12 protein-coding genes are annotated in these 12,623 nt (G+C 28.7%); 4 read left to right on the forward strand and 8 right to left on the reverse strand.

Features of this window, described 5'->3' with window-relative positions:
- The first annotated feature begins 15 nt into the window (after nucleotides 1-15).
- Both HYG85_RS05500 and HYG85_RS05505 read left to right on the forward strand, forming a co-directional pair.
- Nucleotides 16-417 (forward strand): hypothetical protein, encoded by a 402-nt coding sequence (locus HYG85_RS05500; RefSeq protein WP_212692634.1) that lies wholly within the window; start codon nucleotides 16-18, stop codon nucleotides 415-417.
- A gap of 250 nt (nucleotides 418-667) precedes the next feature.
- A complete protein-coding gene (locus HYG85_RS05505; RefSeq protein ID WP_212692635.1) occupies nucleotides 668-1,525 on the forward strand; it encodes a DegV family protein in 858 nt (285 codons plus the stop codon).
- Nucleotides 1,526-1,634: 109 nt separating this feature from the next.
- Here the strand turns inward: HYG85_RS05505 and HYG85_RS05510 are convergent, their stop codons facing one another.
- Nucleotides 1,635-3,614 (reverse strand): beta-propeller domain-containing protein, encoded by a 1,980-nt coding sequence (locus HYG85_RS05510; RefSeq protein ID WP_212692636.1) that lies wholly within the window; start codon nucleotides 3,612-3,614, stop codon nucleotides 1,635-1,637.
- Between the two features lie 250 nt (nucleotides 3,615-3,864).
- Here HYG85_RS05510 and HYG85_RS05515 point away from each other — a divergent pair, with 250 nt between their 5' ends.
- A complete protein-coding gene (locus HYG85_RS05515; protein WP_113672017.1) occupies nucleotides 3,865-4,053 on the forward strand; it encodes a DUF1540 domain-containing protein in 189 nt (62 codons plus the stop codon).
- 103 nt (nucleotides 4,054-4,156) lie between these two features.
- Here the strand turns inward: HYG85_RS05515 and HYG85_RS05520 are convergent, their stop codons facing one another.
- Complete coding sequence (locus tag HYG85_RS05520; protein WP_212692637.1) at nucleotides 4,157-4,318, reverse strand: hypothetical protein; 162 nt, start codon at nucleotides 4,316-4,318, stop codon at nucleotides 4,157-4,159.
- 172 nt (nucleotides 4,319-4,490) lie between these two features.
- On the opposite strand from HYG85_RS05520, the gene HYG85_RS05525 reads away from it, so the two are divergent.
- A complete protein-coding gene (locus HYG85_RS05525; protein WP_212692638.1) occupies nucleotides 4,491-5,027 on the forward strand; it encodes a hypothetical protein in 537 nt (178 codons plus the stop codon).
- Nucleotides 5,028-5,118: 91 nt separating this feature from the next.
- Here HYG85_RS05525 and HYG85_RS05530 read toward each other — a convergent pair whose 3' ends face one another.
- From HYG85_RS05530 to HYG85_RS05555, 6 genes are all read right to left on the reverse strand, one after another.
- Nucleotides 5,119-6,804, reverse strand: a complete 1,686-nt coding sequence (locus HYG85_RS05530) for a putative ABC transporter permease subunit (protein ID WP_212692639.1) — start codon at nucleotides 6,802-6,804, stop codon at nucleotides 5,119-5,121.
- Complete coding sequence (locus HYG85_RS05535) at nucleotides 6,801-7,526, reverse strand: ABC transporter ATP-binding protein (RefSeq protein WP_113672029.1); 726 nt, start codon at nucleotides 7,524-7,526, stop codon at nucleotides 6,801-6,803. The genes HYG85_RS05530 and HYG85_RS05535 overlap by 4 nt, the downstream gene beginning before the upstream one ends.
- Before the next feature lie 260 nt (nucleotides 7,527-7,786).
- The gene (locus HYG85_RS05540; RefSeq protein WP_212692640.1) at nucleotides 7,787-8,773 is read right to left on the reverse strand and encodes a YeiH family protein; all 987 of its coding nucleotides are present in this window, start codon (nucleotides 8,771-8,773) and stop codon (nucleotides 7,787-7,789) included.
- Nucleotides 8,774-8,902: 129 nt separating this feature from the next.
- Entirely contained in the window at nucleotides 8,903-9,787 is an 885-nt protein-coding gene (locus tag HYG85_RS05545) for a LysR family transcriptional regulator (protein ID WP_212692641.1), read from the reverse strand.
- A gap of 189 nt (nucleotides 9,788-9,976) precedes the next feature.
- On the reverse strand, nucleotides 9,977-11,089 hold the full coding sequence (locus tag HYG85_RS05550) for a PRK06851 family protein (protein ID WP_212692642.1): 1,113 nt from the start codon (nucleotides 11,087-11,089) through the stop codon (nucleotides 9,977-9,979).
- A 126-nt stretch (nucleotides 11,090-11,215) separates the two neighbouring features.
- The gene (locus HYG85_RS05555; RefSeq protein ID WP_212692643.1) at nucleotides 11,216-12,601 is read right to left on the reverse strand and encodes an ATP-binding protein; all 1,386 of its coding nucleotides are present in this window, start codon (nucleotides 12,599-12,601) and stop codon (nucleotides 11,216-11,218) included.
- Nucleotides 12,602-12,623 lie beyond the last annotated feature (22 nt).

Consider the following 12,623-nt stretch of genomic DNA (forward strand, 5'->3'; position numbering starts at 1 on the left):
AAAGGAGAAATGAAGATGTCAAGATATAGAAAAAAAAGTAGGAAGGGTAAAGTTTCTTTAACAATCATCGTTCTTGGGTTACTTGTATTTCTAGGAGCTGATAATTTTGGTTTTGATTGGTTTAATTTTAAAATAGATTTGAATAAATCTTCTAATTCTGCACAATCAAATAAGGCTAGCAAAGATAAGGATGGTAAATATTATAATATTGTAGTTAAGGATGATGAGATTACTTTAAATGACAAATCTATGAGTATACAGAATCTAGAGTCTGAGTTATCTAAGTTGGATTCTGATAAGTGTACAATTAATTTGATGGATAATGGAGCTTATAATGAGACTTTTACTAGGATAGAGAATTATTTGAATGAGGGAAGTTTTAAGGTTATTACTTCTAGTGTTATAAATGATAATTAGTTTGTGTAGCATAAGACAACGGTAGTATGTTGATACCATATATAATGATAATCACTTCTGTTACATTTGTTGCTATTATCTAATTTAGATGTAGTAACAACCTGTAAAAGGCGTTCTTATCATTATATATGGTATTTTCGTGTATTAGGACTCTGTTGTGAGTATATACCTAAAAAATCAGTAAAAATGATAGTATAAAATTAGAAATTAGTGTACAATATAGTTATAACTATCTAAGGAGGGATACTAAATGAATGTAAAAATAATAACAGACAGCGCCTGTGATTTACCTGATGATATAATTAGCAAATATGATATAGACGTTTTACCATTGATTGTTTATATGAATGATAAAGAGTATAAAGATAATGTAGATGTTAAACCAGCAGAACTATTTAAATATATGCGTGAGGGCGGCATAGCAAAAACTGCTCAGGCAACATATGAAAGTATTGATATAATGTTCAGGAAATATGTGGATTGTGGCAAGCCATGTATTTATATCGCTTTCTCTTCAGAATTATCAGGTACATATCAAACAGCTAAGATTGTTGAGCAAGATATCAAAGAGGAATATCCAGATTTTGATTTAACTGTTATTGATTCAAAAGCTGCTTCTCTTGGTTTTGGTCTAATAGTTTATTTGAGTGCTTTAACTGCTGAAGGTGGTGCTTCAAAAGAAGAAGTTATAGATAGAATACTTTACTGCAAGAATCATATGGAACACATATTTACTGTTGATGATTTAGAATATCTATATAGAGGTGGACGTGTTTCTAAAACTGCTGCAGTAATAGGATCAGTTCTTCATATCAAACCTATTTTAGATGTAGAAGATGGAAAACTGATACCTGTTGAAAAAGTTAGAGGTAGAAAGAAATCCATTAACAGAATGATTGGTATTGTTGAAGAACGTGGTGACAGATTAGGAGAACAGATCGTTGCTATTAATCATGCTGATGATATGGAAACAGCTTTGAAAGTAAAAGCTAAATTGGAAGAAAAGTTTGGAATCAAGGAATTTGTAATTAGAGATGTTGGTTGTGCTATTGGTGCTCATTCAGGTCCAGGTACTTTGTCTATATTCTTTTTAAATAAATTGAATTAATATACATATATATGCCTTTAGTTGTAAGTAGCTAGGGGCTTTTATTTTTATGGGCTAAATATATTACAGTATGATTTTACTTGTATGTAATATATTTAGCCCATTCGTTTTAATATAATTTGACTTCTCCTATTTTCTTCAAGTTATTTACATCATGTATAAAGACAGCATTTTCTGATATTGTATATAGATATTTATCTATAAATAATATTCTAGTGATATTCTTATCTGGATAATAGACTTTGAATTCGCTTGGGCTATCAAATTGAGTTAATGTGCCTTTCAATTCTAGTGAGTGATTATTTATATTATAGACATAAGCACCTTTGAAGGTGTGTTGATGATCTTCTACAATCTGTATAGGGAAAGCCATCATGTTATCTTTATTCAGATACATTAGTGCCTTATGATTATATAATAATTCTGAACTGGTACCAGCTTCTCCTATTACAGTTTTGTCTTTTTCTATTGGATTATTAACATCAGTTACATCAAATAGAGATATTTTGAATCCATCTGTTCTAGCACCATATTTTCCTTCATGTGTCTCTTGCCCAAAGCCTAATACATGGTTATCATCTATCATATGGAGATATTTGCTATAACCTGGTATTTTTAGATATCCAAGTACTTCTGGTTTGGTTACATCCGATGTATCTATTACAAAAAATGGGTCAATTTGTTTAAATGTAACCATGTATAATTTATCTCCCATAAATCTTGTACTGTATATTTTCTCTCCTTTAGCTATATTTTCTAACTTACCTACAGTATTCATATTATTATCTAGTATATAAACATTGTTTCCTGACTTACTACTACTCCAATCATTACTTGTTGTAGCGATTCTGAAGTGGTTGTTATGTTCATCCATGGAAAATTGATTTAATATACTTCCATTAACTTTACCTTTGCCTGATTCGGTTATTTTTCCATCTTCAAGCTTAAATTGGTAGATAATTGTTTCTCTGTCTTTATAGAATGAAGTATACAAGTAATTTTCTGATACATAAATATTCCTAGTTTTACCTAAGTAAGCATTAACATCTGGTATCTCTTCTATGTCTGTTAAATCTATCCCTATAGTAACTATATAGTTTGGTTCTAAATTACCTGGGAAATATTTGATTTGGTTATAGTTTATAGTAGTTTTTTCCATGGTTTCATTGTCAATAAAGCATGGTAAAATATTATTGTCAAAACCACTTTTATCCTTGTAATCATAATATATGTAATTTCCTATTGTCTTGGATGTTACCATATAAAAATTATCTTCTATGGTTCTTCCAGAAATGTAGTATCCATCAAAAGTATAATCTTTAATTATTTTAGGTGCGTTGATATTTTCCAGATCATATATTTTAACAAAACTTGTTTCTACATTAATATCATAGGTATGACGAAAATGGGTAGTATTATCTTTCTTCTTAGAATACATTGGTTTTTTATCTACATAGAAACCGTATTTGTTGCCGACTACTATTAATTTATTATCTGCCAAAAATATTTCTGCAATATCTTTTTCATCTTCACCTAATGTTATTTCACTTATTATTTTCCCTTCTTCTGGATTAGGATTTATTATAGATATTTTATTATTATTTATTATATATATAAATTTACCATCGGTTTTTACACTGTCTCCTTCTTCTACTCCTTCAACTTGATTATTGGTGTCAGAATTAGATTTAGCAGATGATTTACTTTCTGTAGATGCTTCATTTTTAGAATTCATTGTAATTTGTATTTCACCTTTAATTTCATTACAATAATCGTACATATGCTCATTTACAAGTTTTATCAGCTCATCTTTAGATTTTATAGTAGGCAATTCAAAAATATTTTTGCTGTCAGTTGAAGTTGTAATTTTTTTTATGAAATTGATATCGAATTTTGATTGAATTTTATTGTATATGTTAATAGATGAATCAAATATTTCTTTGATGTTAGCTTCCTCTTGTTGTTTATTTACTGTAATAGACTGGTTATTTTCTGCATTCACGTAGTTATTATCAATGAGTAAACAGCTACCTGTTATCATTAAGCTCAGCATACATATCATAATACCAAAACTTAAATTTTTCTTCATTATTAACCTCTCCTTTTTAACTTATATATTTATGACGGTTATTATAGCCATTTTGTTCCAATATTACTTTATCTTTTCATTATAGCTTTATGCATAATACATTATTTTTAGGAGAAATTAATATTATGGTTAATACATAAGATGATAAATAGTTAAAATGTATATGATAGTCATTATAGATATTTGTGTATTAACCATTAGTTTTTTCTATTGATTACTATATTAATGTAACATGAGAGGAGTCTTTTTGATGCAATCAGGAAATTATAATGCTAGCATAGGGTGTACAGTAAGTGAATGTAAATATCATACAGATAATGATTATTGTTCACTTGATCACATCAAAGTAGTTAATTCCAGCGTTTCTAATTTGGATAATTTGACTAATTCAGTAAAGACACAAGAAATTACAGATTGTGGTAGTTTTGAAGCTAGATAATTTCATCAGTTAAAACAAAAAGCAAAAGCGGCTTTCTCATAATACATTTTAGTAAATCTTCTAGCAAGATTTACATTTTATGAGTCAGCCACTTTTAAATTACTTATTCAAAATCATCTGGATTCAACTCTTTTGCAAATTCATCATAATCATCTTGAGGATTTGGATAAGGTGTGTTGGAATTATCTAATTTAGAACTATAATCAGGGATATCAGTATTATAATTATTGTTCTTATTCTTTTTGTTTTCTTCATTCTTATGCATGATATTACTCCTATTCATAAACTTATTCTTTGTTGAATTAAATAGTTACATAAGTATTTTAACCATTAATTTTTACATTATTACATAAATCATTTCATTTATTCTTGTATATTTCAATTACTTATCCCAAAATAATTAGCTTTTCCATAATATAATATAGGAGGTGATTTATGTGAGTCCTTATATCAAGACAGAAGAGAAAAAACATTACAATTTAGATAAAAATCCTAATCAACAACAATTTAACCCTTGGAGTGTTTTCCCTAATTATATGGAAAGTTATTACGAAAGTAATCCTCAACAACCAAATAATTATAATAATGCTCCTCCAACTCAAGAACCATCTGACTATAATAATTATAACTATCAACCTGAGGAACAGATGCCTGATGATTATGGGTATGATCCATGGTCAGTATTACCAGCATATAAGTCTTATCCACCAAGAGAAAGGGAACGTAATAGAAAAAGACCTAAAAAGGGCGGTAAAAAAGATCCTTCATTAAAGTATATTCCTGCTCCAGTTATTAAAGATAATATTGGAAAGGTTATCAACACTTATATTCCTGGTTATGGTAGAGTAAATGTCTATATTAAAGGAATTACTCGAGATGGAATGGTACATTTAGTGATTCTTGATCCACAACCAAATGACTATATCTATATTCATAATTCCGACATGGTAGGTATTTACCCACCAACATTATAACGAACATTACCATATAAGTTAAAATGGCTGTATATTATGTACAGCCATTCCTATGTTCCAATGAATATTCATTTTTCAAATATTATTGATCCTATTGATTTATTTCAACGAACCTGACTTGAATTTTATTTTTCAGTATCTTGTATAAAATAATTGTAAGTAATAAGATTATAACCAAATCAATACCAAAAATTATCATGCTATCAACCATTAATCTCAGTAGCAACCATGTTAATCCACCTAAACCTAAAACTATAATACTTCCCAATAACATTGTAACTATGACATTCATGTTTTGTTTTACAGCCCTCTGAGGATTACTCCAATTTAATAATGGTCGTTGTATATCAACTATCATTCCTAGTAATATTATAGGTACTGAACTTAATAATCCTAATCCACACCCAATGATATATGTGCCTATTTGAACATCCAATACTGAATTTAATCCTATTATGAGAACTATTACCAAGAAAATCTGTGGCAACAAAGCGCTTATGCTTCTTCCAATAATCTGATCTCTAGATTTCACTGGTATCATCCTGCTTATCCAAAAATATTTACCTTCCCTAGAAAAAGTAGTAGCTGAAGTAGGATTAAACAAGCATGTTAAAATTAGAGCACCTGCAATAATAAAATTAGCAAAGTCTGTATTAACATAATACAAATCTAATATTGAATCAATTGATATGGAACTGATCTCTCCTCCAAACATTAATGGTAAAATAATTATTATAGGCACTATAATAGCCGCTCCATAACAATTAAATAAATAAATTGGTGTTTTTAATATAGTAATAAAATCTATTTTAAATATTGCTAAATAAGGACTGCTTTTCTTGTTAATCTCTCTATTGAATTCTTTATCAGTTAGTTCTTTTTTCTTGGACCTAACTTCATTACCACCAATTATTCCATCTAAATAAACCTTATCTCCTACAACAACAAACAAACCAAAAAACATTAAATTCACTATAATAAATATGAGTAAGTTCATAATACTTCTTATAGTTAAAGTAGATACTAGGGATGTTCCTAGACATTTTGCTAAAGGATTAATATTACCTAACATATTTATCAAAGTTTCATTATTAGTCAATAGATTCTGGTAGAACTCCCCTTGTTCTATTAATACAGCATTGTTTTGTAGATATATCTGAATACCTATTGCCAAAAATGTTATCAAGAATAAAAATATACCCCTGATTAAATTCCTTTTACTACTGAAATTAGTTACCCTAGCCACTAACATCAATATAATACTACATAGTGCTAAGGGTACCATTGGTATAATGAGTAGTAAAATTACTGAAATTACATAATACACTAAACCAGCATTTTGATGAATTCCGTTAATTATAAATGCAGGTGTCACAGCTAAGAATACTATTATATATTCATATATCATAAGCAATAAGAATTTTGATACCAATATATTTTTAGGCTTGATAGGTAAGGCTAATAACATCTCAGTTTCTTTTGAAAAATAGAAATAAGCCATTATATAAGGTATCCCAAATATAAATATAAGGAGACTCATTATATTATATAATAAGGCATTAAAATAATAACTTTGATTCATTTGTATAAAAGTTAAGCTCAGTTTATCAATAAATTTAAAATAACCTATATACATAACAGCAAAGGTTATAATAATAGCTATTGCTAATAGTAATTTCCATAGCTGTTTGTTTATTCTTATATTTTTTATATTGAAACTATGCAGATTGAAGCCACTAATTAAACTTACTTTGGTTAGTCTTATTATATCTCTCATTTTTCTGTCAACTCCAAGAATATTTTTTCCAAAGAATTTTCTTCTCCCTCTAGAGCTCTCAATTCTTCCATTGTGCCTTGAGCTATAATTTTTCCTTTATTTATAATAGCTATTCTATCGCATAATTTCTCTGCTACTTCTAAAACATGGGTTGAAAAGAATACTGACTTACCCTTTTCACATCTACTTCTCATAACCTCTTTTAAGTTATATGAAGACTTTGGATCTAGCCCAACCATTGGTTCATCTAATATAAAAAGGTCAGGTTCATGTAAAAGTGCACCTATTAAAGCAATCTTTTGCTTCATACCATGAGAATAACTGCTTATTACATCATTTACTGCATCTTTCATGGAAAATAATTCTAGATAATATTCCATTCTTTTTCTTTTATCTTCCTGTTTAACTCCATATACGTCAGCAATGAAGTTAAGATAACTTATACCTTTTAACTTATCAAATACCTCGGGTTTATCAGGTACATAACTGATGTGTCTCTTAGCTTGTAATACATTCTTCTGATTATCTATATTATTGATTATAACCTTACCATTTGTTGGTTTCAAAAGTCCAACAATCATTTTGATAGTAGTTGTTTTTCCTGCTCCATTGGGTCCTAAAAATCCAAATATCTCCCCTTTCTTAACTGAAAAATTAAGATTATCTACTGCCTTGGTGTTTCCTTTTGAATATGTTTTTGATAAATTATTAACTTTTAACATTCTATTCTCCTTTTTACAGTTTTAGTTAGTTCATATTTCGATTTTCTGTGACTTAAAATAAAAATATATATGGTCTTTACATATTTAGATAATATTCTAAATATCTAATTCCATAATATCATGGATTTCAATTTTTGTAAATAACAAACTTACTAGTATTCTATTTCTTTGTTTTTTCATTCATTATATGTCTTTAATTTTAAAAAAATGTGCTGTCCGCACATTTTTTAAGTCATTTTTTTTAACTAATAGATTTAAAATTATAAGATATTCATAATTACTAACAAGCTACCTGTAGATAATATTATGAATAAGATGGTACCAGTAATTAAAGCCTTTACACCCTTATTTAGTATACTTTTCAAATTGACTGATAATCCCATAGCTGTCATTGCCATCAATATAAATATTGAACTTGCTTTCGTTAACATATTAGTGATACCAGTTGGAATTATGCCTAATGAATTTATAACTCCTGCTAAAATGAAATATAGTACATACATAGGAAATTTAGTCTTCTTGCTACTAGTATTTCCTTTATTGAATATGAGACTTAAAACAATTGATACAGGTACAAGCATCAACACTCTTGTCATCTTGACAATGGTCCCTATCTCCCCTGCTTCATTACCTCCAGCAAATGCAGCAGCAAGAGCATGAGCAACACCATGAAGAGAAAGACCTGACCATGCGCCATATTGAACTGGTGACAGATCCATTTGACTAGCTGCTACTCCTGAATATATCAGCACTCCAATAGCACCTAAAAAACTTACTATTGATACAGATATTACTGAATCATCATCATCTGCACCTATACATGGAGCCATTGCAACTACAGCAGATGCACCACATATACATGACCCAACACCTATAAGAGCAGATAATTTCTTGTTGACTTTTAATACTTTACCTAACATCATTGATAAAATTAGGGCTACAGGGACATAAATCATAACCATTATCAATATTTTAGGTCCCAATTGTAATAAGGAATTAATGTTCAACTTGAATCCAAGTAAAACTATTCCCACTTTAAGGAGTTTTTTTAGAGAAAACTTGACACCCTCATTAAATACTTTTTGTGTTCCTACAGTATTGTTATAAATGATACCTATTATGATGGCTATAGTAAGTGCTTCAAGGTTAATATATACCTTTAGCAAATCATTTAGAAACATTGATGCAATAGATATAGCTAGTACAAAAACAATACCCGGTACATACTTCTTAATAGTTTTATTCATAAATAATCCGTCCTTCTTATTCTTTTTCAAGAGTAATTATACCAGCCCACACCTATAAGGTAAAATTATAATAAATTATATTATCATAAGAAATATTTATGCAAAGTCTATTCATTCAACTATCAGGAGTTACTTAGGATTTTTACAAAACTCAATAAAATCTTTAATAAAACCATATTGGGACTGGTCTAGATAGACAAAATTAAACTCCCTCATAATATTAAAATTCTTAATGGGAACTATTTTAAGTTTATCAGCTTTTACAGATGCTTTTACAGCCTCTTTTGATATGATAGTACATCCCAAATTAGATTCCACCAAAGAAATTAATGCTGTTATATTTCCTATCTCCATATAAACGTTCATATCTTCTAATCTATAACCAGATGCTATAAGTTTATTTTCAAATACTTTTCTTGTTCCTGAGCCTTTTTCTCTTAGAATCAGCTTGTTCTGTAGTACTTCCTCAATTGCTACTGATTTTTTTTCAGCAAATGGATGTGATTTAGATACTGCCAATACCAATTCATCATCTCGAAATTTCTCGTATTTGACTTTTGCTTTATTGAAAGGTCCTTCTATTACACCTAAATAAATATCTCCACTATATAATCTTTTAATTATAGCTTCTGTATTTTCTACGTAAAGAATAATATCTGTATTTTCGTATTTTTTGCGATATTCACCGATAATCTTAGGTAATACATAACCTCCTATTGTTAATGTTGCACCTACATAGTATTTATTGATTATAGATGATTTATTGATTAATTCATGTTTAATCATTTCGCTCATCCTATTAACTTCTATTGCATAAGAAAAGAGTAACCTACCTTCGCTGGTCAATTCCATTTGTTTTCCGTGTTTGTAAAAAAGTTTTACATTATAATAATCTTCCAACGCTTTTATATGCTGGGAGACTCCAGGTTGAGTTATATTCAGAATATCTGCAGCCCTAGTATAATTCTTGGTCTTAGCTACAGTTATAAATGTTAAGAGTTTCAGATCTATCATGGGCTCTACCTCTATCTTTAAAAGTTAATTCTTATTTTATCAATAAAATACGGATTATGAAAGGAGTAAAATAAAATAGATGATAATAAATATGGATATATCGTATTTTTTATAATCCAGTGTACTAATTAGATTAATAAATAGATATATCCACGTTATATTATTATTAGACATATATGTCAATTACTTTTAAACATTAAGTTCTTCAGCATATTTAAGTATTCTCTTCAGCGTCTTATCTTCACTTTGTTTTACTTTGTCAAAATCCATATGTGGAATATAAAGAGTTTCAAGATAATCATGAGATTTCTTTGCATCATGAATAGTAGTTATTGCAGTTTCCACTAGTTCTCTAAATACTCTATAATCATATTGTAATACGTCAAAATACTGATTTAATATAGTATAATCAATATATTTGTTCATATCTATTATCTGGGAATTAACAACTTTCAAGTCATGGAAATCATTAGTTGTTATAAATGCCACACCAAGTTTTTTTATTACTAAATGCTCAATTTTGTTTTCAGGATCTATAGGACAATAAAAAGCTTCAACGTCTATTCCTTTTTTTATGGCATCTTCCATAATCAACTCAAGCAATTTTGATGTATTGGTACCTGGTTCGCCTATTATTCTATATATTTTATCATTACAGCCAATAACTGAATCCAGATGATTAACAAATCCTTTTGGTGTAATGGCACTGGCGAATAATTTTCTTACTCTGCCAATTTTCTTTGATACATTAATATTCCCTAATATCTTAGAAATAATTTTTTGTGCTTCAATATAAACTCCTGCTTTATTAACTGCGTCTTGGTGTATCAGCTCAATATCAGTATATAGATTCTTAGCAGCTGCTAAATATCTATAGGCACGTTTAAATAATTTACCTACAGCAGCATTGACATCTAAAATTTGTTTTTTATTTTTTACTATGCCTTCTTCATTCCAGAAATCTCCTAGATGGATAATCTCATCTACTGCTCCCGGATTTTTAGGGTCAACTACATGGGGTGATGTTCCATCAATTATTGCAAATTTTATAGCTGGTATAAAAACTCCATCTAATGAGTCAGGGTCTGAGGAACAGTGTAGATATTCTATGTCGTAGTTTTTCTCTTCCATAGCTTTGCCTATTCTCTTCATATAGGTGGATTTACCTACTCCTGGTCCCCCTTTTAGACAAATAATTCTAGTTGCTTCATCTTGTCTTAAAATATTGTCATAGTATGAAAAAAATCCTTGTGTGGTATTCCCCCCAGGAAACAAATGTCTGATTTTACTTGTTTTCTTCATAAACAAATAACCTCTCTAAATAATTATTTATATATTAATAATATTATTAGAGTGGTTAGAAATATGTGATAAAATTGTAATGGTTAATATAATGTATTTTATATATTAGTAGAAATCATTAAATAACTATTTGTTATTATCAAATAAAATCAAATCATTACGTGTATTATTTATATTCATAATCCTATCCTCAAAACCATTTAGAGAAAACAATACATAAACCTTGTCATAATCATCATAACCTTTTATGCTATCAGCTTTTTCAATCAAGTTATAAAATACACTATCCTTCATTGGTTTATTCAAATACTTACATTCACCGACGATAAGTTTCTTATTATCATTATCTATAGCAACAATATCAATCTCCACTTTGGAATCCCAATAACTTCCTATCTTGCTAATTATAAATCCCAATTCACTTGATTGATTAACAAACTGTTCCCTACAAATATCTTCATATACAAAACTTACATGATTATCTATAAGATTATTCTTGATTTTATCAACAACATACTGTATGTTTTCCATCTCTAGCTCACTTTTATAAGGATAAACGAATCTAAACCAAAATTCTATAAAGTTATCCTCTATATAATATAATCCCTTCTTACTTTTACTTGGATTTTTTTCTGTTACTGGTATACGTTTTTCCACTAGGCTCAAGTCCATTAGCGTTTTTATATAGGGCGTAAGCTTTGTAGCTGGAACTTCTAGTGCTGATGCTATCTTAGATAGCTTATGATTGTTATCAGCAATAGTCTGTATCATAGAGAAGTATGTCATAGTCTCTCTAACTTCTTTTTGCAATAAAAATGTTGGTTCTTCGTATAAGAATCCATTCTTATCCAATATCTCATTTTTTATATTTTCAAAAAAACCTAAATTATTATCAAAGAACTCTAGATATTTAGGCACACCACCTGTTACTGCATATAGACTTACCAGTTCATTAAATCGTAAATTCCTAAAACCTTCTTTTATTTCAGTAAATTTAAGAGGCTTAAGCTTCATTTGACATGTTCTTCTACCATATAACGGACTGGAATAATGAAGAACCTGGGTTGTCATCATACTAATATAAGAGCCACATAATATAACCATAATATTATTATCTTTTAATATATCGTCCCATATTCTTTGGAATATAGAAGTAAAAGATGGATTAGCGTTAACAAGATATTGAAATTCATCTATGACAATTATCTTTTTTTCTTCTGGTTGATAATTAACGATTATTTCAAAAATATCATACCAATTATCAAAGTTACTATTTTTGAGATAAGGCATACCAGTAAAATCAGCTATGGATTTTATGAATCTATTCCTATTATTTATTTCAAGTTCAGATGTAGATAGAAAATATAGTGCTTTCTTATCCTTGATAAATTCTTTGATGAGTGTGGTTTTACCAACTCTACACCTACCGTACATAACAACGAAACTGCTCTCTCTCTTATACTCACTACTTAACTTTTGTAATTCTGTTTTCCTACCTAAAAAGCTCTTCATAATTTCCACCTCAATATAATTA

It is taken from the genome of Vallitalea guaymasensis (assembly GCF_018141425.1).
Classification (GTDB): Bacteria; Bacillota; Clostridia; order Lachnospirales; family Vallitaleaceae; genus Vallitalea; species Vallitalea guaymasensis.